Here is a 24,133-nt window from a genome sequence, read left to right as displayed (position 1 = left end):
AGACATGAGTATGGAAGATAGCTCCAATATACTACACAGCAATGGGTAAAAGGCAAATTTATTTTTAAAAAATGAGTAGCAAAACGATTGCGCTCTGCGTATAATCCCACCGCAATATCAATTCCAACTCATTTATACAAAGCGTATAAATAATTGGTTTCCTACTTCACCACCTCTATTGTGAGATATTGCAAATGTTACGTATTGCCAAAGAAGCGCTGACCTTCGACGACGTCCTACTGGTTCCAGCTCACTCCACCGTTCTCCCAAATACAGCGGATCTTCGCACCCGCTTGACGAAGAATATCAATCTAAATATTCCAATGATTTCTGCATCTATGGATACAGTTACAGAAGCTCGCTTAGCTATTGCATTAGCTCAAGAGGGTGGTATTGGTTTTATTCATAAAAACATGCCTATTGCTTTGCAAGCCGAGATGGTTCGCCAAGTTAAAATCTTTGAAGCTGGCATCGTTTCTGATCCCGTTACTGTTCGCCCAGATCAAACCATTGATCAAGTGCTTAAGTTAACAGAGAAACACGGTTTTGCAGGTTTCCCTGTGGTTACTGATAGCCAAGAGCTCGTGGGTATTATCACTGGCCGTGATATTCGTTTCGTTACGGATATGAGCAAAACGGTTTCAGAAGTAATGACACCGAAAGAGCGTCTAGCTGCGGTTAAAGAAGGCGCATCTCCTGAAGAAGTTCAAGAGAAAATGCACGAAGCTCGCGTAGAGAAAGTCTTGGTTGTTAATGAAGAATTTAAACTTCGTGGCATGATCACAGCAAAAGATTTCTACAAAGCAGAGCGTAAGCCTAATGCTTGTAAAGATGAGCGTGGCCGTCTACGTGTAGGCGCAGCTGTTGGCGCTGGTGCTGGTAACGAAGAACGTGTCGCTGCTCTTGTAGAAGCTGGCGTTGACGTGCTACTTATCGACTCTTCTCACGGTCACTCTGAAGGCGTACTAAACCGCATTCGTGAAACTCGCGCCGCTTACCCTGATCTAGAAATTATCGGTGGTAACGTAGCAACTGGCGCAGGTGCTCGTGCTCTAATCGACGCAGGTGTTAGTGCTGTTAAAGTGGGCATCGGCCCGGGTTCAATCTGTACTACGCGTATCGTTACTGGTGTTGGTGTTCCTCAAGTGACTGCTGTGGCAGACGCTGCTGAAGTTGCTGCAGAATTTGATATTCCAGTTATCGCTGACGGTGGTATCCGTTTCTCAGGTGATATCTGTAAAGCTATCGTAGCGGGCGCATCTTGTGTGATGGTTGGTTCTATGTTCGCAGGTACTGAAGAAGCACCGGGTGAAGTCATTCTTTACCAAGGTCGTTCATACAAGTCTTACCGTGGTATGGGTTCTCTTGCAGCTATGTCTCAAGGCTCATCTGACCGTTACTTCCAAACAGATAACGCAGCGGACAAACTTGTTCCTGAAGGTATCGAAGGTCGCATCGCTTACAAAGGTCGCCTAAAAGAAATCGTTCACCAACAAATGGGCGGTTTGCGTTCTAGCATGGGTCTAACTGGCTCTGCAACGATCGAAGATATGCGTACTAAAGCTGAGTTTGTTCGTATTTCTGGCGCTGGTCTGAATGAATCACACGTACACGACGTGCAGATCACCAAGGAAGCTCCAAACTACCGCCTAGGTTAATATTTGCATCGCTGAATCCCTTGAGTTCAAGTCAAGGGATTCAATTTAGCAAAAACAAACCTAACTGCCTCTATTTATAGGGGTAACAGATTATTTAAAGTTTTGGAGGCCATTTGCCTCCATCCATCTAATACTATTGAGATTTCTAAATGACAAAGAATATCCACGACCAACGTATTTTGATCCTAGATTTTGGTTCTCAGTACACTCAACTTGTCGCGCGTCGCGTTCGTGAAATTGGTGTTTACTGTGAGCTATGGAGCTGGGATGTAGAAGAAGCGGATATCCGTGAATTTAATCCTGACGGCATCATCCTTTCTGGTGGTCCAGAAAGTGTAACTGAAGCAAATTCTCCTCGCGCTCCTCAATATGTTTTTGATTCTGGTGTTCCTGTATTGGGCGTATGTTACGGCATGCAAACAATGGCTGAACAACTTGGCGGCAAGGTTGCAGGTTCTAACGAACGTGAGTTCGGCTATGCACAGGTTAAAGTTGTTGAAGAATCCTCTCTATTCCAAGGTATTGAAGACGCTATTGCTGAAGACGGCAACGCACTGTTAGATGTGTGGATGAGTCACGGTGATAAAGTAGTCGAAATTCCTTCTGACTTTACTAAGATTGCCGAAACAGAAACTTGTCCGTTTGCTGCTATGGCAAATGAAGAGAAGAAATACTACGGTGTTCAATTCCACCCAGAAGTAACGCATACTCGCCAAGGCGCACGTATGTTAGAAAACTTCGTTATCAACATCTGTGGTTGTGAAAAATTGTGGACATCACAATCCATCATCGATGATGCAATTGCTCGTATTAAAGAGCAAGTGGGCGATGATGAAGTGATTCTTGGCCTTTCTGGCGGCGTTGATTCTTCTGTTGTGGCTATGCTAGTTCACCGCGCTATCGGCGATAAACTGACTTGTGTATTCGTTGATAACGGCCTGCTTCGTTTGAATGAAGGTGAGCAAGTGATGGATATGTTTGGCGATCACTTCGGACTAAACATCATCAAAGTGGAAGCGGAAGATCGTTTCTTAGAAGCACTGAAAGGTCAATCTGATCCAGAGCAAAAACGTAAGACTATCGGTCACGTATTTGTTGACGTATTTGATGAAGAATCGAAGAAGCTGAAAAATGCTAAATGGCTAGCGCAAGGTACTATCTACCCTGACGTTATCGAATCTGCGGCGTCTAAAACAGGTAAAGCGCACGTGATTAAGTCGCACCATAACGTGGGCGGTTTGCCTGACGATATGGAAATGGGCTTAGTTGAACCATTGCGTGAACTGTTTAAAGATGAAGTACGTAAGATTGGTCTAGAGCTAGGTCTGCCATACAACATGCTTTACCGTCACCCATTCCCAGGTCCTGGTCTAGGTGTTCGCGTTCTTGGCGAAATCAAAAAAGAGTACTGTGATTTGCTACGTCGCGCCGATGCTATCTTTATTGAAGAACTGCACAACGCCGATCTTTACCACAAAGTATCGCAAGCCTTTACGGTATTCCTACCAGTACGCTCAGTTGGCGTAATGGGCGATGGCCGTAAATACGATTGGGTTGTATCGCTACGTGCTGTAGAAACCATCGACTTTATGACCGCGCATTGGGCACATCTGCCATACGACTTCCTAGGTAAGGTTTCAAACCGCATTATCAACGAAGTAGACAGTATTTCACGTGTTGTTTACGATATTTCAGGTAAACCACCTGCAACTATCGAATGGGAATAAGCCTGCGCTTTTTCTCGTTTTAGATAATCAGTGATACAAAAACCCGTGAGCCATCAGTCTTACGGGTTTTTTTATTGTGACGCAAAATTAGGACATATAGCGGTAGGCGTGCGAAAATAAACGCAATTAGATTAATCGGTAAATAGAAGTATTAGAAATGGCAAAACTGACCCTTCAAGAACAAATGCTAAAAGCTGGCTTAGTGAATGAGAAAAAGCTAAAGAAAGCCAAGAAAGGCGCTAAGAAGTCTCGCGTACAATCACGAGAAGCAAAGGCCGCTGCAGAAGAAAACCGTTTAGCTCAACAAGAGCGTGACAAAAAGATCAACCAAGAGCGTGAACAGCAACGTTTGGCTAAAGAGTTAAAAGCGCAAGTTAAACAGTTGATTGATATGAACCGCATCGATACTTCAAAAGGTGAGATCAAGTACAATTTTACTGACGGTACTTTAGTGAAATCTTTGTATGTTGAGGAGTTAAATCGCACTCAGCTTATTAAAGGTATTTTGAGTATTGCTCGTGACGGCGAAAGCTATGCGGTGATCCCAACGGTTGTGGCAGAAAAAATCGCAACGCGAGTGCCAGAGGCGATTGTTGAAACCATTAAGCCTGAAGAAGAGGCTCCTGATGAAGATGACCCATATAAAGACTTTGTCGTACCTGACGATTTAATGTGGTAAGCAGGATCGTCCCCCGATTTTTTGGGGTGGGTAGCACTCACTTAGTAGCTGAGTATTAGGGTAGCGAAGTGCTGCCCTTTTTTGTGTCATGATAGATCGCGCTCAGTTATAGCGAGCTATTTATAGCAAATAATAGGTCACTCTACTTTGCCCTTGAGCATTTTTCCTGCGCTGTTTCTGAACACTTGCTTAGTGTGGTTGGTATTAAGCAATTAGATAGAATAGGGGGAAATTAATCTTGTCTAATTCAGGTCTGATAAAGAGAGCGAATAATTTATACCAATTGCAGTCATTATCAGGTCATCCTAGCGAGTCTCAATGCACTTTGTTACAAGCATTGAGTCTTTGTTATCTCTAGACGTTGAATTATTGTTGTTGGTCTTATTGGATAATCGTACCCTTTCGGTGACAATAGACAGTCACGAAAGGTTTAGCAGGGAAGCAACGGAACGGATTATGAAAAAATTACTCACAGCACTACTGACGTTTGGTACGGCAATGTGTATGACGTTTGGAGTAGGCGCGAAAACTCTGGATTGGGATCACATCGAAAAAAATGCACAAGGCCAAACGGTTTATTTTCATGCTTGGGGCGGAAGTCAGGAGATCAATCGCTATATTCAATGGGCGAATACACAACTTCAGCAGCGCTATGGTGTGACATTAAAGCACGTTAAAGTGTCAGATATTGCAGAGAGTACCCCTCGTTTAATCGCCGAAAAAGCCGTAGGAAAAAGTGACGGTGGCAGTATTGATCTGGTCTGGATCAATGGTGAGAATTTTAAATCTATGAAAGAGAACCAACTGTTGTTTGGCCCTTTCACACAAGCACTACCCAACTGGAAGTACGTAGACCAGTCACTGCCTGTGACGGTCGACTTTTCAGAACCTACCGATGGCTTAGAGGCGCCTTGGGGCGTAGGACAACTGGTTTTCATTTACGATCAAGCACAGCTAAGCGCACCACCGACCTCGTTTGCGCAGATGTTGAGTTATGCCAAAGCGCATCCTAATCGTTTGAGTTACCCTAAGCCTCCTGAATTTCATGGTAGTAGCTTTCTAAAAGCCTTACTGATTGAATTATCTAATAATGATCCAGCCTTGTCGAAGCCAGTAACCGAGCAAGAGTTTGCTAGGTTGAGCCCATTACTGTGGAATTATCTTGATGAATTTCATCGCGTAGCTTGGCGTAGTGGTAAGCAGTTTCCGAAAGGGACAGCAGAGATGACTCGCTTGTTAGATGACGGACAATTAGATATGGCCCTGACTTTTAATCCGAATGCGGTATATTCAGCGCAAGCGGCAGGCAACCTTGAGCCGAGCACTAAACCCTATGCGATGAGCGCAGGTGCGTTATCGAATATCCACTTTTTAGCGATTCCTTGGAATGCCTCGGCTAAAGAAGGGGCATTGGTTGCGATTAACTTTTTATTAAGCCCAGAAGCTCAATCACGCAAAGGTGATTTGAATATCTGGGGAGACCCTTCAGTGTTAGAGCGTCAATACTTGCAAGGCAGTGCGCAAAACTCTGAGAAATTTAATGCGATTGATGAGCCTCACCCAAGCTGGCAAGTTATGCTAGAGAAAGAATGGCTTAAGCGCTACGGACAATGATTTAATATGCTTCGATTTTTTTACGCACTCGTTGTTGTAGTGTGCGTATTGCCTACTATTCCAGGCATGCTGGGTGTCGTGTCATCGTCACTCAGCTTTATTCCTCCTTTAGGTATGCACTCCTTTTCTTTGACTGGCTTTGAGCAGGTATTGGCATGGAGTGGCGTGTGGCGCTCTATCGGCTTGACGCTATTTTCTGCACTGCTCAGTAGCTATCTTGCTTGTTTGATTAGTTTTGCGATATTACAACGTTGTTGGGATACGCGCTGGTGGAAAAAAATAGAAGTGTCGCTGTCGCCACTGCTTTCCATTCCGCACGTGGCCTTTGCTATTGGCTTTGCATTTTTGTTTGACCCTACAGGGCTTGGAGTGCGCTTAGTGCATGCGCTCTTTGGCTACGACTTGAACCAAGCATCGGCGCATAAATTGGCCTTTTTAATTCACGATCCACATGCGTTGGGATTGGTGATCATGCTGGCATTGAAAGAAGTCCCGTTTCTACTATTGATGAGCATTCCAATCTTAAAGCAACTGGAGATTGAAAAAACAGAAAAGATCACAGCATCTATGGGGTATGATCGTACTCAGATGTGGTGGAAAACGCTTTTTGTACAATGGTTTGTTAAGTTACGCTTTCCTATGTTAGCGGTGTTGGCATATAGCTTGTCAGTGGTGGATGTGGCGTTAATTGTCGGGCCGACCAATCCGCCGACTTTTGCTGTCTTAGTGTGGCAATGGTTTAACGACCCTGACTTATCTTTGCTTCCAAGAGCGTCATCAGGCGCAATCGTGCTGTTTATGATAGCCAGCTTAGTCATCGCTTTTGCGCGAGTTGTTGAATGGGTTATCTGTCGATGGGCAAGATCGTGGCAAGTTTCAGGCAGACAAGGTTGTGCTTTGCCGGGGCGATCTTTGTTTGGTTCAATGTTGTTATTGACGGGTGCAATGCTGCCTTTGATGATGCTGTGGAGTGTCGCGCATCGTTGGCGTTTTCCTGATCTCTTACCCAGCCGCTATTCACTGAGATTTTGGGAATACGAATGGTCAGGTATTCTTAGCACGATAGAACAAAGTCTAAGTTTAGCGCTCGTTTCGGGCACTATTGCTGTGCTATTGGCATTGATTGCCCACGAATATCGAATTCGATATCGCTGGCAAATACCGGGATACATTATTGCGGTCCCGATGTTGATTCCCCAACTGTCTATTTTGTTTGGCTTGCAAGTGAGCACTCTTTTTATTGGTGGAGATCATCATTGGCTATGGGTGTGTTGGGCGCATCTCTTTTTTGCTTTCCCCTTTGTTTATCTGTCTCTGGATGGTCCGTGGCGCAGTTACAATGAAGGGATGACTCGCGTGGCGCTCAGCCTAGGTAAAACACCCTTACAGGTCTTTTTTAAAGTGAAGCTTCCTTTAATGTTTCCTGCTATTTTGTTTGCTTGGGCTATTGGCATTAGTGTCAGTCTTTCTCAGTATCTTCCGACGTTAGTGCTAGGGGCGGGCAGAGTATCCACACTCACAACAGAAGCGGTAGCGTTATCCAGTGGCTTTGATCGGAGGGTGACGGCTATTTACGCTTTATGGCAAGCACTGTTGCCGCTGATTTTCTTCTTTATAGCGATACTGGGCAGCCGTATTTATAGCCGATACCTGAGAGCACCGCTCTCTTTGAACCTAAATAAAAGGGCTTTTATTAAATGAGTCTGTGTCTTAAAGATCTGACGGTGTATAAGTCAGATGGAACCTTGCTATTCAATAAGTTGAATATGAGTATTCACTCTGGTGAAGTGGTCTCTTTAATGGGCCCCAGTGGATGTGGAAAGTCGACCTTGTTAGACATTATTGCAGGGCACTTGTCGGCGGAGTTTACTTATCAAGGTGAAGTGCATTTAAATCAGCGCCGCTTAGATTCTATGGCAGCGCATCAGCGTAGAGTAGGGATCCTTTTTCAAGACGACTTACTGTTTCCGCATCTTAATGTATGGGAAAACTTGGCGTTTGCATTACCTAACACAGTGAAGGGGCAAAGCAGAAAAGAAACAGCCCTACAGGCCCTACAACAAATTACGTTAACTCAACTGGCTGACTCGTACCCAGAGCAGATTTCAGGTGGTCAGAGAGCGAGGGTGAGCCTCACGAGAATGTTGCTCGCTAAACCAGAAGTTGCTTTATTGGATGAGCCATTCAGTAAACTTGATACGCAACTTCGCTCACAGTTTCGGGACTGGGTATTTGAACAATTAAAGCAGGCAAATATTCCTGCATTAATGGTTACGCACGATGAGCAAGATATTCCTCACAACAGCGTAACACTGAATTGGCCATGGGAGACTCATCATGCTGGATAGTTATAGTGTTAAGGTGATTCGCTGGCCTTTAGCTCAAGGGGCAAAGGTGCTTGATGGCGTAGGCGTAACGGCAAATCAAACCACGCTATTTGGCTTTGCATTAGGGTGCATGGCATTTCCTATGCTGATACTAGAGCAGTACAGCATTGCATTGCTGTTTATTGTTCTTAATCGAATTTGCGATGGTTTAGATGGCGCTCTGGCAAGAAGGCAGGGGATTACGGATGCTGGTGGCTTCTTGGATGTCAGCTTAGATTTCTTATTTTATTCCTTAATGCCGCTTGGCTTTATATTAGCGAACCCAGAAATGAATGGCACAGCTGGGGCTTTCTTGCTGTTTTCTTTTGTCGGAACAGGGAGCAGTTTCTTAGCCTTTGCTGTTATGGCAGGGAAGCGGGGTATTGATAATCCTGTATATAAGCATAAGTCATTGTATTACATGAGCGGACTAACCGAAGGTACAGAAACCATCGCCTGCTTTATTTTAATGTGTCTGCTCCCTCATTACTTTGCTGCTTTGGCTATTGTGTTTGGGTGCATGTGTTGCTTTACGACAGCCACTCGTATCTATTCTGGCTTTCAAACCTTACAAGACGTTTAATGTGTAGGGTTACTGAAGGTTAAATCAGTAGCCCAACTTGTTTCCTTCAGTTATTTTTGCCACATATCCATTCAAATCCCTTTCTATGCAACCTTGCGCACTCCATCAGTTTTCCTAACGCTGCTGTTCAAAACTACTAGATATTATTTTGGTTCCCGCTCTCTTAATCTAAATGGGCTTTCACGAAAACACCTTTTGTGAAAGCACTCAATGTAAACGAGTGATTTAGGTCATTCAAAGAGAAGGAGGAAACTATGCCAATAAAACGCCCGATCCCAGAATTGGTTGATCTTAGCTCGTCTGCGACGAAGCCAAGCCTAACCATGCAAGCTGCGGATTATGGGCATAAAAAAGTACTTAAATCTTTTAAGCAGTCGTTTGTATTAGCGGTGTTTGCCGGTGCCTTTATCGCATTAGCATTTGTCTTTTACATCACGGTTACCACTGGTGCTCACAATAGTGGTTGGGGGCTCACCCGTTTCATTGGTGGGGTCGCTTTTAGCCTTGGTTTGATGCTGGTAGTGGTGTGCGGTGGGGAGTTGTTTACGAGCACAGTATTAAGCTCTGTCGCTTGGGCACAAAAAAGAGTCACGACTAAACAGCTATTAGGGTGTTGGGCTCGTGTTTACGCGGGAAACTTTGTTGGCGCTATGCTCACCCTTGCTTTCATTATGATGGCAAAAATGCACATCCTTGATCATGGAAACTGGGGGCTTAATGCGCTGAGTATCGCCAGTCATAAGCTCGAGCATTCTTGGTGGCAAGCCTTCTCTTTAGGAGTGATGTGTAATCTCCTTGTGTGCTTAGGCATTTGGATGAGCTTTAGTAGCAAAGAAAGTGCAGGAAAAGCGTTTTTAGTGCTGCTTCCTGTTGCCATGTTTGTCAGTTCTGGCTTTGAGCACAGTATTGCCAATATGTTTATGGTGCCACTGGGAATCGTGATTAAGGCGAGCGCTGATACACAACTGTTGAATACGGCCATAGAAGCTGGAATTCATATAGAACTACTGACGATAAAACAATTTATTACTGCCAATTTACTTCCAGTCACGTTGGGAAATATTTTTGGTGGTGCTGTTTTGGTCGGACTTGCTTATTGGAGTATTGAGCCAAAACAAAGCTCAAACTCGTCAATTTACCCGATTAAAAATACCGATATTAATCTTTCATATTTAAATTCATTGGAGCATGCCATGTTAGAACAAATGAAACGTTTACGAGTTGCTGATCTAGCCTCTGACAATCAAATCACTTTCTCTGAAGAGCTCAACTGCAAAGCTGCACTTAAGTTATTAATCGAAAATGAGCAAGCGGGTGCCGCTGTAATCAGTGATGATCATCAATTACAGGGATACATTTCACAACAAGATCTTCTGCGAGGTTTATGGGGCGAAGACTTTGATTCAGAAGTTGCTGTATCAGTAAAAGAATATATGCAATCACCAGTTTATACCTTGTCACCGGAGCAAAGCATTTTATCGGCTCTTGAGCCTATGATTGTTGACCAAGATACCTTGTACCCGGTAAATCAAGGTGGCTTTTATATGGGAGGAGAAGTTCTCTCCTTTAAAGAGCGCTTAGCAAAAGCGGCCAGCAAAATGCCAAGTGCATACCCTGTTGTATTTAACGGTAAGTATGTTGGATTGCTGACACGTGACGCGATTGCACAGTGGGTGGTTAATTTCAATCAGCCACAGATGCAACAAAAGAAGGATTTATCGGTCGCTTAATATTCAGTGACGATATAAGGGGCTGTGTCGCCCTCATTAAAACAGCACAACTAAGTTTTTAGGTCACGCAGGGGTCCAATCCTTGCGTGGCTTGAAAGATTTACCCTTGGTCAATCTTCTTGCCTCCGAAAGTAAGCACTCCCTTAATGGCGATTCAGCGCTGTCATTTCTCCAGATAAAAGAAATTTCCCTTTGCATATTCAGCTGTGGCGTGGGTAATACGACCAGTTGATTGTTTTCCAGTTCAGGTAATATATCCAGATAAGGAACACATCCAAGGTAACTGCCATTTGCCACCAGAGATTTAATCACCCGAATACTTTCATATTCTTTCCATACTTTGATGTTGTCGATATAACCATGAATGGCTCCATCAAAGATGCGACGAGTACCCGCACCAGGCTCTCTTAATATCCATTTTGCTTGTTCTAGCTGTGCCAGAGTTACTTGTTTGTATTGAGCAAAAGGATGGTTTGGTGAGGAGACAATCACTAAATCATCATCTAACCAATGCTCTTGTTGCAGACGGCTATCGGTATTACGACCTTCGATGATACCCACATCACAATCGTAGTTGAGCAAAGACTCAATGACGTTTTCTGTGTTTTCAATGTTCAATTTTATTCGCATTTCAGGGAAGTCGTTATCAATTTTACTGATGAGCGATGGAACAAGATGTTTAGCTGCGGTTTGGCTAGAGCAAAGGCTTAACGTGCCACTGATCAGGTGCTGGTCGTGCAAACCAAATTCGATTTGTTGCGCCTCTTGTAGCAAATGTTTTGCTCTTGGGCGTAGCCAGTGACCCCAATGGCTTAACACCAATCGGTTCCCTTGACGGTTGAATAGAGGTCGATCGAGTACCGACTCCAATTGAGAGAGAGACATACTGACAGCGGACTGTGTCATCGACAGTTTTTTAGCGGCAATACTTACGCTTTCATAACTGGCTACGGCATCGAAAACAGCGACTTGCTTTAAGGAAAATTTAAACATGCAACCCTCATTATTGAAAACTAAGTATCAGTTTTATTGAAGTATAGATTTTGCGCTATTTAGGCATGCAGTTCAATATTTATTCTATTTATATCAAGGCTTAAGTGTAAGTAGTTGCATATTTTGAGGGGCAGATCTATTCCGATGCTGAAAATTTACGGGCAATGGGTGTTGTAGTTTCTATACTGAATTTGTATATTAATCGCCATTCGACGATAAAGGAGATGATTTATGACCGATTGCCAAGTGAAAAAGTGCCAAGCACCGACTATCTCTGTAGAAGATGAGAAGCAAGAGCAAGAACTCGCCTCATTGGCAAAAGCGATATCACATCCTGCACGAATTAGAATTTTAAAGGTATTGTTGGAGCTAGAGTTAAAAGGTGGATGCTTAAACGGTGTTTTAGTTGGGCAACTGGGTTTAGCACAATCTACCGTATCCGAACATTTGAGAATATTACGCGAGGCAGGGCTTGTTCGCAGTGAACCTCAACCGCCTAAGGTGTGTTATCGAATAGAAATGCCTGCAATGAAAAGAATCCAACACCTACTTGATAGCTTATTCTAACAATAGGTGTTGAATATGATGGGTAGGTTACAATACTATCAATCGTTGTTCGACGATTAACGAATGAAAGTGAACATATATAAATGGACATAAGATAAGAGTGACTTGTTATGAGTAATGAAATAAAGGGCAAAGCCCCAACACTGAGTTTTCTTGATAGATACTTAACCCTATGGATATTTCTAGCCATGGCAGTCGGTGTCGCTATTGGTGCCTTATTCCCGCAAGTTGCTGAGCTTAATGAGGCGATGTCGATTGGCAGTACCAATATCTTATTGGCGATTGGTCTGATTTTGATGATGTACCCACCGCTAGCAAAAGTCGATTACAGTTTGCTAGGTAAAGTGGCTCAAGATAAGCAGGCCATCAAACTCTCGTTGATCATGAACTGGCTAGTCGGTCCTATTTTGATGTTTGTATTAGCGCTGGTATTTCTTGGCGATCACCCCGGCTATATGGTGGGGATTATTCTTATTGGTCTAGCTCGCTGTATTGCGATGGTACTGGTGTGGAATGATATCGGTGGCGGAAATAAAGAGTATGGCGCTGCTTTAGTTGCGCTAAACAGTGCTTTCCAAATTGTGACTTATAGCTTTATGGCTTGGTTGTTCATTACCGTATTGCCTCCTATTTTTGGTTATACCGGAATGGAAGTGAATATATCCATGGCGGATATTGCGCAAAGTGTATTTATCTATCTTGGTATTCCATTTTTAGCGGGTTTCTTAGGGCGTAAAATACTGATCTCAGCGAAAGGTGAGCAATGGTATAACGAAGTATACATTCCGCGTATTTCACCGATTACTCTTATTGCATTATTGGCGACAATTGTCCTAATGTTCAGTTTGAAAGGTGAGATGATTCTTGAGTTACCCATGCATGTGGTTCGTATTGCAATCCCGTTGACTATTTATTTTGTCACGATGTTTTTTGTTAGTTTTTATGTCGGTAAGCGTTTGGGTATTCCTTACGATAAGAATGCGTCAATTGCTTACACTGCAACAGGAAACAACTTTGAATTAGCGATTGCCGTTTCTATTGCGGTATTTGGTATCAACTCCGATCAGGCTTTTGCTGGAGTCATTGGGCCATTGATTGAAGTACCTGTTTTAATTGCATTGGTGAATGTCGCGCTGCGTATGAAAACAAAATATGAGAATAAGTAAGCTTAACCTCAAATAAGTAAAGCCAGTCATAGACTGGCTTTATCTTTTTTAGCTCCTAAAAATCGTGTTGATTAAGATATTTTTCTTAAACGTACAAAAATCCTATTTTTCAAAGCTTTATATTCTTTATTTATGCCACTTTGCTCACATTTTTCACTTAATAATAAGTGTGATTAGTGTCATGTAAAACCCCATTAATCTGCGTAAAAATCCGATCTCTTAGACTCTTTCAGAGTCCGGTAGGTGATCTAAGTAGCATTTGCTTTTGTCGCTAATATCAGCAATCCAACTCATACAATATAGTTAATTCATCAGTCAGGTTTGTGTCTATTACAGAGGTTAGGCGATGAAAACTCAAGCAGAGATAGCAAAAGATGCTATTGAACTAGTTACCCCATCTATTGAGCGATTATTTGAAAGAACCAATCGCAAAGAGCTGCATATTGTAGTGATGGACCCTAGAGTAAAACCTTGGGAGTCTTCATTTGAAGAAGCGATTTTAGTGGAGTCTTCACTGGGCAATCCTGAGCAATGGACCATCCCATTTGATGACTTTGCTCGTAAGAAAGCAAAACAAGCATGGCGTAATTCTCGCGCCAATATGACGAATCAAACCCTGCACACCGCATCGCTTAGCGAAGACGACCTACTGTTTTATGGCTCTTTTGTTTATGGAGACGTCGTAGTGGGTTGTAGTGGTGTGGAGCAATGGTACGACATGCTTATCAGTGGTTGGATTGCGGTGGCAATTGAGCAACTGTGCATGGCGGAATATCAAAATAATAAAATCAAAAACCCTACGCAAATTACTCGAAACTAATAACTTTACCTACAAATTATAGAAACAAAAGGAATTATCATGAGCAAACTTCTTAAGTCACTTCTTGTTGCCGCTGGCATCATGGTATCAGCAACGGCTGTTGCCGCAGATTACCCGAGCAAAAATATTCGTCTAGTGGTTCCTTTTGGCGCCGGTGGCGGTACGGATGCAGTAGGTCGTACTCTTGCGAATTCAGCAAAAGACATCCTAGGTCAGAACATCGCAGTAATGAACCGTACTGGTGGTGCTGGCGCTGTAGGTATGAGCTTTGGTGCTCAGCAGCGTCCTGACGGTTACACACTAACCGTGGTAACTCGTGAGATTGCTTCTCTACCGCAAATGGGCTTAATGCAGCACGATGCGAGTGACTTTAAACTGATTCGTATGGTGAACCTTGATCCTGCGGTAGTGCTGGTTTCTGCGGACAGCCCATACAACACGATCAACGACCTTATTGCAGAAGCAAAGAAAGGCGATGGCGTAGTTAAGTTTGCTTCAACAGCAGCGCCAAACTTCTACCTAATGGCTCTAGAAAAAGACCAAGGTATCAAACTAAATGCAATTCCTTACAACGGTGCATCTGAAGCGATTCCTGCGGTACTAGGTAAGCACACTGACGTAACTATGGTTACTCCGGGTGAAGCTATTGCTCAGCTACGTTCAGGCCAACTTAAAGCACTAGGTGTTATGTCTGAAGAGCGCATCGCTTTCTTGCCAGAAGTTCCAACTCTTAAAGAGCAAGGCGTTGATGTAGTAACAGGTACATGGCGTGGTATTGGCGCTCCTAAAAATACGCCAGATGCTGTTATCGAAACTCTAGGTAAAGCATTTGACCAAGCAATGGCATCTCCTGAATTTAAAGAGTTCATGAAAAAAGGTGCGATGACTATTCATAACATGAATGCAGAAGAGTTCACTTCTTTTGTTGAGCAAGACACCAAGAATCTTGGCGCTCTAATCAACTAGTTTTTAAACACTTACTTTCGCTCGGGAGCCCTATTCAAGGGCTCCCAATTTCTTTGAAATTCAGCTTTTTCGGGTAGCATTATGATTAATAGAAATGTTGTCTTCCCATCCCTGATCATTGCCCTAAGCGCAGTTATTTTGGTTTTTATCGGTCAATTCGCAGAACCTCGTTTTCAAGACGCGAGTGTTGATGCAAAGTTTTTTCCTACCGCAATTGCAATTGCACAAATTCTTATTTGTATTGCGCTGTTAGTGCAACATAAATTGAAATCTATAGATGCTGAAAAGCAACCCGCTATTTTCTCTAAAATGGCGCTATTTGGCGTGGCATTCTTAATTGGGTACGCGTTTTTGATTAGCTTGATTGGTTACTTATTGGCGAGTCTAGTCGCATTTACTGTTTACTTAATGCTATTCAAAGTGAAAAAGCCATTGTATTACGTCGTGGCTTGGGCGTTTGTGTTTGGTGTTTATTACTTATTTGGTGAGGTGTTCTATATCGCACTTCCTGAAGGTTTGTTTTATTAAGGAGGCGGTATGATTGAACATTTATTGAATGGCTTACTGACCGCGTTCAGCCCAGCTGTTTTACCTATTCTTATTTTTGGTGTGGTAGGGGGAATCGTACTTGGTGCCCTACCAGGACTGACCGCAACCATGGGTGTGGCAATTCTATTGCCATTTACATTTGGTATGGAACCGACCGCGGCGCTAGTGATGCTGATCGGTGTATATATCGGTGGTATATACGGTGGTTCGATAGCGGCCATTTTATTAAAAACACCGGGTACTCCCGCCTCCGCCGCCACGGTTCTTGATGGACATACCTTAGCGGCCAAAGGACAGGCGGCAAGAGCGTTAAGTATCTCGGCTATCGCCTCGTTTGTCGGCGGACTGATCAGTACCATAGTTTTAATCGCGATTGCGCCTTTATTAGCTAACTTTGCGCTGCGTTTTAATGCTCCTGAATACTTTGCGTTAGCTTTATTTGGTTTAACTATTATTGCCAGTGTGTCAGCACAAAATATTTTGAAGGGCTTGCTTGCAGGTACCATAGGTTTGCTAGTATCGACTGTCGGTTTAGACCCTATCAGTAGTGTGCCTAGATTTACCTTTGGCGTGATGGATCTTTACAGTGGTATCAATGTTATCCCTGTGCTTATCGGTCTATTTGCGCTATCAGAAGCGATTAACCAAATCGAACGAATCCTAAAAGAGAAGCAAGCTAAAGTCGCTAAGTTTGATCATAAGCTGCTGAGTAAACAAGATTTAAAAGAGATGATGCCAACGGCGATAAAAAGCGGTTTGATGGGGACATCCATAGGTTCAGTTCCTGGAGCCGGTGCGGATATTTCGGCGTTTGTTTGCTATAACGAAGCGAAGCGTTCTGCTAAGAATCCAGATGAATTTGGTAAAGGTTCAGTACGAGGCTTAGCGGCAGCAGAAGCTGGCAATAACGGGGTAACAGGGGGATCACTGGTTCCTCTGTTGACGTTAGGTGTTCCTGGCGATGCGGTGGCTGCGGTGTTATTAGGGGCATTAATCGTACAGGGCTTAACTCCGGGGCCGCTGTTATTTGCGCAAAACCCTGAAGTGGTTTATGGCGTATTTAGCTCTATGCTGGTGGCCAATATTGTGATGTTGATTGTGGGTCTGATCGGCATTCGCTTTTTCTGTCGCATCATTGAAGTGCCTAAGATGTTGATGATTCCTATCATTATATTCTTATCCGTTGTTGGTGCTTACGCGATTAACAACTCTATGTTTGATGTTGGCATTGCCATCAGTTTTGGTATTTTAGGTTTTGTGTTAGGTAAATTAGATATCCCTTCATCACCGATATTATTGGCGATTATTTTAGGGCCAATGGCAGAAACGAACTTGCGTAAAGCTCTGCTGATGTATGACAACTCTTGGTCATTTTTGTATGAAAGACCGATTGCGCTTGCCTTCATATTATTGGCGGTATTCTCAGTCTACTCTACAATGAAGATGAAAAAGAAAAAACAGATGCAAATAGATACCAATGACTAAGATTCTTGGTATGTTTTGTCGATAAGCGGAAAATAAGTTTGTAGACAAATCAAGCTAGGATATTTCAAAGTGTGATCCTGACAGCTATTTGTAATATTATATTAATGTATTGTTTTAGCATGTTCATTGCTGAGCACAGGGTATCTCTTGTGCTCAGCGACGCTATAAATAAATCTTAGAGGTTAAAATGCATACAAAAAATAAGATTGCTGCTGTTGTTGTTTCAGCACTTGTCGCTGGACTAGCAGGTTGTTCTACAGCTTCTTCTCCTGATACTGCATCAGCCACACCGGCTAACCAAGATCCGCAACTTGCGGCTCAATACAACTTAGACGTAACCAAAGCTCCTGCTGAGAACTTTGACCTATCTAAGTTCAAGTTGAACCTACCTATGGACGATGACAAGGCTGAACGCGCTGGCAAAGTAATGGAAATTTACAAGTCAATGCTGAACAATAAAGAGAAGCCTTTCTCTCAAGCGCAGTGGTTCTACACTGACAAAACCACAGGTGCAATGGTGTTCAAAGCTCCAAACAAAGCAATGACAACACCTAACTCTAAGAATGCACGTAGCGAACTTCGCGCAATGCTATCTGACGATTACTCATCACCGAAAAACAACTTCACTGTTGCGTCTACTAAAGACGCAGAAAAATACGGTGCGATTGGCGGTCACATGAGCGCAACTCTTGCGGTTGATTGGGTAAGTACAAGCGGTAACTACAAAAAAGGTGGCGCATTCGCGACTGTTATCGGTCAAATCCACGGTTCTAAAAACGAACCTCTAAAAATCGTATACCGTAAACTACCAGGTCACGAATACGGCTCTGTTTACTGGAACTACGAAACAAACGCTAAAGGTGATGAATATAAATTCCGTCACGACATCAGCACTGACGTATTTGGTCAACACGGCCTACGTAAAGGTTCAGCAGAACCTACTGATGGTATCAAACTTGGCGATATCTTCTCTTACGACGTAAACGTTGAAGGTGACATCATGCACCTAACATTTACTAAAAACCCAGGTCAGCCAAATCAAGAAGTGAAAAAATTTGACGTTAACCTAGCTGAAGGTCACCTAAAAGGCGACAAATACGACCAAGGTTATGCAAATGACTGGATGTACTTTAAAGCAGGTAACTACAACCAATGTAACACTGGTTCAGCAGGTTGTTCAAACAACGGCCTTGAAGCAGGCGATTACGCTCAAGTTAGCTTCTACAAGTTAAACCTAGACCAATAATATCGGTTTAGTGGCATTTCAATCATGCCAATAGAATAGGTCAAGGTGTCTGGTGGGGGCTAGACACTTTGATTAACTATGAGGGTTAGGGGATTGAGTCAGTTATAGGATTAACGCTTAATTTCCCTCATAGTTTTCAGAGCTTGCGATTAGCAAGCTCTTTTTTTTGCCTGCTAATCGCGATCAATAGCAAATGGAGACCAAGCTTGGCGCGTTGGCATGACCTCTACTCGGTTGATGTTGATGTGATCAGGCAGTGAGGCAATATAGAACATCTGCTCCGCAATATCTTCGGCACTCAATGGGGTAGTCCCTTGATATAGATTATCAGAAGCACTTTGATCGCCCTTCGTGCGTACTAAAGTAAACTCAGTTTCGGCAATACCTGGAGATAGGTCTGTGACACGCACTCCTGTTCCTTGCAGATCGCATCTTAGATTGTAACTAAACTGCTTCACAAACGCCTTACTGGCTCCGTAAACATGACTTCCAGGGTAGGGCCATTGGCCGGCTATTGAACCAACGTTGATAATACTCGCTCCTGATCCGGTTTTGATCAGGGTAGGCAGTAGTGCATGTGTCACATTGACTAATCCAGTGACATTGGTATCGATCATCGTATGCCAGTCAGAAAGATCCACTTGTGCAGCACCTTGTGGCGCAAGCGCTAGTCCGGCATTATTTAACAATGCCGTGACGGCTGAAAACTCGTCAGGTAACGCGGCTACTGCTTGTTTTACTGCATCAGCATCACGCACATCTAGCTGCATGATATGAACCGGCACCGACAGTTCTTCTTTCAAATTTAAGAGTCGTTCTATGCGACGACCAGATAGCACCAATGACCAACCCTCTTTGGCAAATCGATGCGCGGCAGCCTTGCCAAAACCTGAGGTAGCGCCTGTGATAAATGCGATCTTTTTCATGTTGAATTCCTTTTTAAAATAAGAGTATGAGTAGCGCCAATAGCATTAAAATAGGCGCTATGGTTTTTCTAGGGGATGGATCTGGGTAGCGACGAAACAGTTGTTTACCGACTAGGTTGCCAGTGACAGCGACAGGAAAGAGCAACAAGCTCAGTTGCATGGAGTGGGTAGAGACAGCACTTACGTACCACAGTCCTATCAACGATGCTGTTGAGCTTAAAATAAAAAATACAATCGCTGTTGCTCTTAACTCGCGAGCGTTAAGGGATAGGTTTAACAAATATAAGACCAAAGGCGGGCCACCGGCGGAGGCGGTCGTCATACTGAAACCTGAGATAGCACCAGCCAGTAGGGCATAGCGTTGGTTCATCCAACTCATTTTTAAATTCAGCATGATCAGCGCACCAGCAACGAGAGATAAGCACGCGATCATCATTTTCAATTGATCGGCTGAAATGTGTGAAACAAACAGCAATGAAAGCGGTATTGCTCCTAACATGCCAATGCTGAGCAAAACCAGCAGTCGTTTATTGATATCGTGTTTAATCCCTCGCAGTAGACTCAAACTACTCAGTAAATCTAAGCTTAGAGCAATGGCGATGGACTCGAAGGGAGAATAAATAAAGCTAAGGCATAAGGCTGCAATAATGGCAAAACCAAAACCACAGTACCCTCTCACCATACCAGCAAAGAATACCAACACTGCTGCCAATCCCATGTTTATTCGTCCTTGGTTCGTCTATGTCATATTCATCAATGTCCCTCAATGTAATCAGGCATTGGGTTTCGCCATAGAGCCAGTTGTAAAGATTGTTTGAGGCAGAGCAATCTTATTGCCTGACACAAGGCTTTTTTTAAACTGCCCCTACGCCTTTCGCATCACTTATCGCCAAAATATTGGGACACAACAAGTACAACGACAATGGTCTAGGTATCGCACAGGAGAATGAATATGGATGGCTTTGGCACAGAGAGTTCAAATCAGTACGTCGTAGAATTAGACAAGCATGTCTTCCACTCTTGGTCAGTACAAGAGTCAGCGGCACCGATTGCAATCGCAGGTGCTCAGGGATGCACCTTATGGGACTTTGAGGGCAAACAATATCTCGATTTCAGCAGTCAGTTGGTGAATACCAATATTGGTCATCAGCACCCTAAGGTGATTGATGCGATTAAGGCTCAAGCAGAAACCTTAGTCACTATTGCCCCAGCGACCGCTAACCTCACCCGTGGAGAAGCGGCTAAGCGTATTTTAGACAGAGCACCTAGTCACTTTAAAAAGGTGTTTTTTACCAATGCAGGCGCGGATGCCAATGAAAATGCTATTCGTATGGCAAGGCAGTTTACAGGCCGTGATAAGGTACTGTCAGCTTATCGCTCCTATCATGGTAATACGGGAAGTGCGATTGCCGCGACAGGGGATTTTCGTCGTGTCCCCAATGAATACAGCCGTGGGCATGTGCATTTTTTTAATCCCTACTTATATCGCACTGAGTTTAACGCGCAAACCGAAGCGCAAGAGTGTGAACGTGCTCTGCAACATTTAAAACGCGTTATTGAGTGTGAAGGCCCCCACGCTATTGCTGCGATTATCCTTGAAACCATTCCAGGGACTGCTGGCTTCTTGTTACCACCTGAAGGCTATCTGCAAGGGGTTAGAGAGCTTGCAACCGAGCATGGCATCCAGCTGATTTTTGATGAAGTCATGGTTGGCTTTGGTCGAACAGGCCGCTGGTTTGCCTTTGAACACTTTAACGTCATCCCAGATTTAATTACCTTTGCTAAGGGAGTGAACTCGGGTTATGTACCCGCAGGTGGTGTGATAGTCAGTGACGCGATATCGGAATACTTTAAAAGTAATTTCTTTATGGGGGGGCTTACTTATTCAGGGCACCCATTGGCCATGTCAGCGATCGTTGCCACTTTAGATGCCATGGAAGAAGAGGGCATAGTTCGCTATGCCGATGAGATAGGAAATAAGGTGTTGGGGCCTGCATTAATTGAGTTAATGGAGCAGCACCAGTGCATCGGTGATATCCGGGGCAAAGGCATGTTTTGGGCATTAGAGTTGGTGGAAGATAGAGCCACTCGTGAGCCATTGAGCAACAGTAAAATCGCCTCTCTTAAGGCGAAGATGACGGAAAAAGGCTTACTGACTTTCATTGTGAACAATCGAATTCATGTCGCTCCGCCACTGATCATTAAGCCAAATGAGATTGCTCAAGGAGTGGCTATCATTAGCCAAGCTTTAGCGGAGCTTGGTTAAACATCGCGCCATCGATAGGTTTAGAACAACATAAAAGAAGCGCCAAGACGTCAGTCTTGGCGCTGTTATTTTAGCGGTATAAGCCTTAGAAGTACCGAGTCTTGGGCAATACTGAGTAAAGTTAACCGTGGATGACTTTAGCCAATTGTTCAACTCCCGGAGTAATGAGTGTTTTATCGATGGCATGAAATCCTAATCTAAAATAGGTGTTGGTTTCTGGATGAGATTGTTGATGATCCATAAAATGAGAATAGCCAGTCTCTATGAGCACACCAGCAGATAAGGCGCGAGAAGCAAGGCGTTGGCTGCTCATCTTGTTTGGCGTTTCCAACCATAATGCATTGCTGTAATGATTTTTCGCCAACCTAGCACAATCAGGAAGATAGTGTTCCACTGCATCATTGATGGTTTGCCAGCGCTGGCGTGTGTTTTCTTTGAATCGACGAAGAAAACTGTCGTAATAACCTTGTGAGATAAAGTGCGCCATTTCCATTTGCACTCGGCTTGGTGGATGCCGATACATTAAGCGTCGTAATGTACGCAGTTCGTAGATTAACTCTTCAGGGGCAACAATGTAGCCAAGGCGCAATCCCGGAGCGAGTACTTTAGAAAAGCTACTGACATAAATGACTCGATTATCTTTATCTTGTGCTTTTAGTGCCGGTAAGGGAGCCCATTCAGAGTTACTGTCAGAGTCGTAATCGTCTTCAATGATGATGGCATCATTGCTTCGAGCTTGTTGCAGCAACGTATTGCGGCGCTGTTTACTCATGGTCACTCCCGTAGGAGCTTGATGGCTAGGTGTGACATAAAAGTAGTCACACATAGCTGAGAGTTCATTGAGTACTAAGCCTTCTTCATCGACGGTATGGGGGTGGAGCTGCGCACCTGCAAGGCTAAAGATATTGTTCGCTTCTTTGTAACCTGGGTTTTCTACACCAACCCGAGAGCCTGTATTCATTAATAATTGAGAGACTAAATACAAGGCATTTTGTGAACCTATCGTTATCAAAATTTCATCACTCTTGGCGTGTATTCCTCGTTGCGGAAGGACGCGTGTACGAATTTGTTCAACGAGAAGATCAACGTCTTTGTCTACCTTGTCACACAACCAGCCATGATCGTTAGGATCGGCAATGACTTTACGTGTCGATTCACGCCATTGCGCTAAGGGAAAGTCGTTGATACTGGGCTGTCCGTAAATAAATGGATATTGATAACAGCTCCAATGTGATGGTTTTACTATACGTGGAAATCGGTCTGTGGATATTTTTAGTCGCTTGGCCCAGTTTGGTGCACTTGGTGGGTTATCTGCTTCAAAATGATCCAGTTCGTCTTCCACTTCTTGTTGTCTAAATCTATATTTTTCAGAGAGATAGTAACCACTTCTCGGTTTGCTGATCAGATAGCCATCATCCAATAACGCCTCGTACACTAAAGAAACAGTATTGCGAGATACCTTCAGTTGGCTGGAGAGCTTACGGCATGAGGGGAGCGCTTCATCCACAGAAAAAACACCTTCTAATATGCCCTTAACTAAATATTCTCGGACTTGTTCCTGCAAGCTTCTCTTATTATCAAATTCAATGAAACAGCTGTAATTGATCGCCATGGAGTCAATCTCCCTATATTGGTTACTCATGGTGTTTCATTAGCTTTTGCAAGAAGCAAGCCAACGCAAGAAGCAAGCCTACCTCTTTGGTATTATTTGGCTGTTTTGACATGCTGTCCCAAACGGTTTTGAAAATTGGCTCTAACCCATCTAGCTGTCTCATCTCTAAAGTGAAGGTGTTCACAAAATACAGCAAGGAAAGAATGATGAGACAGGGAATGACAAAATGGCTAGCGATTGCAGCCACAACAATGACTTTAGGTATGTCGAGTTTAGCCGTTGCTACGGAAATGCCCTCGTTTGCGAGCGCAGGATTAAAGGTGGCCACTGAGGATAACTACTCACCTTTCAATTTTATTGCACAAGGTAAAGCGACTGGTATCAATAAAGATTTACTGGACGAGCTTCGTCACTATTCTCAGTTTGAGGTAAAGCAAGACATCTTACCTTGGACAGGATTGCTCGCCTCTGTGTCCGCAGGTCAGTATGACTTTGCATTGACCGGGGCAATTATCACTGATGCTCGCCTTAAAGTGTTTGATTTTACGCCGCCAATTGCCTCAGCTCAGCATTACTTCATGGCAAGAGCTAAAGATGGCAGTACTAATACAATCAGTGACTTAGATGGTAAAACCGTCGGGCTGCAAGCAGGCAGTGCACTACTTGAAAGGCTACCAGAGCTAAAAACGATGCTTGAGTCCCAAGGTAAAAAGCTAGGTAAGGTGGTTGAGTATCAATCTTACCCTGAAGCGTATGCGGATCTTGCCAATGGTCGCGTGGACTACGTGATTAACAGTGTTGTGTCGGTCAATGAGGTTGTTAAAGCTAAATCGAAGATCTTTAAGAAAGGCAAGGCTGTTTCAGGCCCCGGTTTCATTAGCTGGCCTGTCCCTAAGGATAATCCAGAACTACTGGCGTACCTCACGGAGTTTTTTGCTCATCTTAAACAGACCGGCAAAATGGCTGAGCTTCAACAAAAATGGTTTGGGGAGTCTTTTGATGACTTACCGACAGAAGCCATCGTCTCCGTGGAGCAGTTCCACAAACTTACCGCAGTGCATTAATTGTAACGCTCCATCATAGTAGTGACCTAGGCTGGAACTGAGTGAATACTGTGCTCGCATAGGTCCTACTTCGTTTAATGAGTTATACCAATCACACTAAGTAAGTGAGCAGAATT

At 43.7% G+C, this 24,133-nt stretch carries 20 protein-coding genes and 1 pseudogene; 17 read left to right on the top strand and 4 right to left on the bottom strand.

Translation table 11 applies throughout. The features are described 5' to 3' along the window. Positions 1 to 194: 194 nt before the first annotated feature. The 8 genes and pseudogenes from guaB (at position 195) to focA (ending at position 10,357) form a co-directional block, all read left to right on the top strand. The gene (gene guaB, locus VEZ01S_RS01070) at positions 195 to 1,658 is read left to right on the top strand and encodes an IMP dehydrogenase (RefSeq protein WP_021712164.1); all 1,464 of its coding nucleotides are present in this window, start codon (positions 195 to 197) and stop codon (positions 1,656 to 1,658) included. A gap of 149 nt (positions 1,659 to 1,807) precedes the next feature. Continuing rightward, positions 1,808 to 3,385: a glutamine-hydrolyzing GMP synthase gene (guaA, locus tag VEZ01S_RS01065; protein ID WP_021712163.1), complete on the top strand. Its 1,578-nt coding sequence runs from the start codon at positions 1,808 to 1,810 to the stop codon at positions 3,383 to 3,385. Positions 3,386 to 3,542: 157 nt separating this feature from the next. After that, positions 3,543 to 4,064, top strand: coding sequence for a DUF2058 domain-containing protein (locus VEZ01S_RS01060; RefSeq protein WP_021712162.1), 522 nt, complete (start codon positions 3,543 to 3,545; stop codon positions 4,062 to 4,064). Between the two features lie 456 nt (positions 4,065 to 4,520). Then, complete coding sequence (locus tag VEZ01S_RS01055; protein ID WP_021712161.1) at positions 4,521 to 5,678, top strand: ABC transporter substrate-binding protein; 1,158 nt, start codon at positions 4,521 to 4,523, stop codon at positions 5,676 to 5,678. A 6-nt stretch (positions 5,679 to 5,684) separates the two neighbouring features. Next, positions 5,685 to 7,392 (top strand): annotated as a pseudogene (locus tag VEZ01S_RS01050) (ABC transporter permease). Beyond that, positions 7,376 to 8,026, top strand: a complete 651-nt coding sequence (locus tag VEZ01S_RS01045; protein ID WP_021712159.1) for an ATP-binding cassette domain-containing protein — start codon at positions 7,376 to 7,378, stop codon at positions 8,024 to 8,026. The pseudogene VEZ01S_RS01050 and the gene VEZ01S_RS01045 overlap by 17 nt, the downstream one beginning before the upstream one ends. Then, entirely contained in the window at positions 8,016 to 8,627 is a 612-nt protein-coding gene (locus VEZ01S_RS01040) for a CDP-alcohol phosphatidyltransferase family protein (RefSeq protein ID WP_021712158.1), read from the top strand. The genes VEZ01S_RS01045 and VEZ01S_RS01040 overlap by 11 nt, the downstream gene beginning before the upstream one ends. Positions 8,628 to 8,881: 254 nt before the next feature. Beyond that, positions 8,882 to 10,357: a formate transporter FocA gene (focA, locus tag VEZ01S_RS01035; RefSeq protein WP_021712157.1), complete on the top strand. Its 1,476-nt coding sequence runs from the start codon at positions 8,882 to 8,884 to the stop codon at positions 10,355 to 10,357. Between the two features lie 63 nt (positions 10,358 to 10,420). Here the strand turns inward: focA and VEZ01S_RS01030 are convergent, their stop codons facing one another. Beyond that, on the bottom strand, positions 10,421 to 11,350 hold the full coding sequence (locus VEZ01S_RS01030) for a LysR family transcriptional regulator (RefSeq protein WP_021712156.1): 930 nt from the start codon (positions 11,348 to 11,350) through the stop codon (positions 10,421 to 10,423). A 231-nt stretch (positions 11,351 to 11,581) separates the two neighbouring features. On the opposite strand from VEZ01S_RS01030, the gene VEZ01S_RS01025 reads away from it, so the two are divergent. From VEZ01S_RS01025 to VEZ01S_RS00995, 7 genes are all read left to right on the top strand, one after another. Further along, complete coding sequence (locus VEZ01S_RS01025; RefSeq protein WP_021712155.1) at positions 11,582 to 11,917, top strand: ArsR/SmtB family transcription factor; 336 nt, start codon at positions 11,582 to 11,584, stop codon at positions 11,915 to 11,917. A gap of 110 nt (positions 11,918 to 12,027) precedes the next feature. Next, entirely contained in the window at positions 12,028 to 13,083 is a 1,056-nt protein-coding gene (gene arsB, locus VEZ01S_RS01020; RefSeq protein ID WP_021712154.1) for an ACR3 family arsenite efflux transporter, read from the top strand. 346 nt (positions 13,084 to 13,429) lie between these two features. After that, positions 13,430 to 13,903 carry a hypothetical protein gene (locus VEZ01S_RS01015; protein ID WP_021712153.1) on the top strand — a complete coding sequence of 158 codons (474 nt, stop codon included), beginning with the start codon at positions 13,430 to 13,432 and terminating at the stop codon, positions 13,901 to 13,903. A 39-nt stretch (positions 13,904 to 13,942) separates the two neighbouring features. After that, on the top strand, positions 13,943 to 14,869 hold the full coding sequence (locus tag VEZ01S_RS01010) for a tripartite tricarboxylate transporter substrate binding protein (RefSeq protein ID WP_021712152.1): 927 nt from the start codon (positions 13,943 to 13,945) through the stop codon (positions 14,867 to 14,869). 81 nt (positions 14,870 to 14,950) lie between these two features. Next, positions 14,951 to 15,397, top strand: coding sequence for a tripartite tricarboxylate transporter TctB family protein (locus VEZ01S_RS01005; RefSeq protein ID WP_021712151.1), 447 nt, complete (start codon positions 14,951 to 14,953; stop codon positions 15,395 to 15,397). A 9-nt stretch (positions 15,398 to 15,406) separates the two neighbouring features. Next, positions 15,407 to 16,903 (top strand): tripartite tricarboxylate transporter permease, encoded by a 1,497-nt coding sequence (locus VEZ01S_RS01000; RefSeq protein ID WP_021712150.1) that lies wholly within the window; start codon positions 15,407 to 15,409, stop codon positions 16,901 to 16,903. A gap of 187 nt (positions 16,904 to 17,090) precedes the next feature. After that, positions 17,091 to 18,149, top strand: a complete 1,059-nt coding sequence (locus VEZ01S_RS00995; RefSeq protein WP_021712149.1) for a polysaccharide lyase family 7 protein — start codon at positions 17,091 to 17,093, stop codon at positions 18,147 to 18,149. A gap of 173 nt (positions 18,150 to 18,322) precedes the next feature. Here the strand turns inward: VEZ01S_RS00995 and VEZ01S_RS00990 are convergent, their stop codons facing one another. Together VEZ01S_RS00990 and VEZ01S_RS00985 are read right to left on the bottom strand one after the other, a co-directional pair. Continuing rightward, positions 18,323 to 19,075: an SDR family NAD(P)-dependent oxidoreductase gene (locus VEZ01S_RS00990; RefSeq protein ID WP_021712148.1), complete on the bottom strand. Its 753-nt coding sequence runs from the start codon at positions 19,073 to 19,075 to the stop codon at positions 18,323 to 18,325. Positions 19,076 to 19,088: 13 nt separating this feature from the next. Further along, the gene (locus tag VEZ01S_RS00985) at positions 19,089 to 19,793 is read right to left on the bottom strand and encodes a sulfite exporter TauE/SafE family protein (protein ID WP_021712147.1); all 705 of its coding nucleotides are present in this window, start codon (positions 19,791 to 19,793) and stop codon (positions 19,089 to 19,091) included. 234 nt (positions 19,794 to 20,027) lie between these two features. On the opposite strand from VEZ01S_RS00985, the gene VEZ01S_RS00980 reads away from it, so the two are divergent. Continuing rightward, a complete protein-coding gene (locus tag VEZ01S_RS00980; RefSeq protein ID WP_021712146.1) occupies positions 20,028 to 21,341 on the top strand; it encodes an aspartate aminotransferase family protein in 1,314 nt (437 codons plus the stop codon). Between the two features lie 121 nt (positions 21,342 to 21,462). Here the strand turns inward: VEZ01S_RS00980 and pdxR are convergent, their stop codons facing one another. Beyond that, positions 21,463 to 22,953, bottom strand: a complete 1,491-nt coding sequence (gene pdxR, locus VEZ01S_RS00975; RefSeq protein ID WP_021712145.1) for a MocR-like pyridoxine biosynthesis transcription factor PdxR — start codon at positions 22,951 to 22,953, stop codon at positions 21,463 to 21,465. A gap of 206 nt (positions 22,954 to 23,159) precedes the next feature. Here pdxR and VEZ01S_RS00970 point away from each other — a divergent pair, with 206 nt between their 5' ends. After that, positions 23,160 to 24,017 (top strand): transporter substrate-binding domain-containing protein, encoded by an 858-nt coding sequence (locus VEZ01S_RS00970; RefSeq protein ID WP_021712144.1) that lies wholly within the window; start codon positions 23,160 to 23,162, stop codon positions 24,015 to 24,017. The last annotated feature ends 116 nt before the right edge of the window (positions 24,018 to 24,133 follow it).

It is taken from the genome of Vibrio ezurae NBRC 102218, from assembly GCF_000467185.1.
GTDB classification, from domain to species: Bacteria; Pseudomonadota; Gammaproteobacteria; order Enterobacterales; family Vibrionaceae; genus Vibrio; species Vibrio ezurae.
Note: the sequence above shows the minus strand (reverse complement) of the source record. Positions and strands in the feature narration are given on the sequence as shown.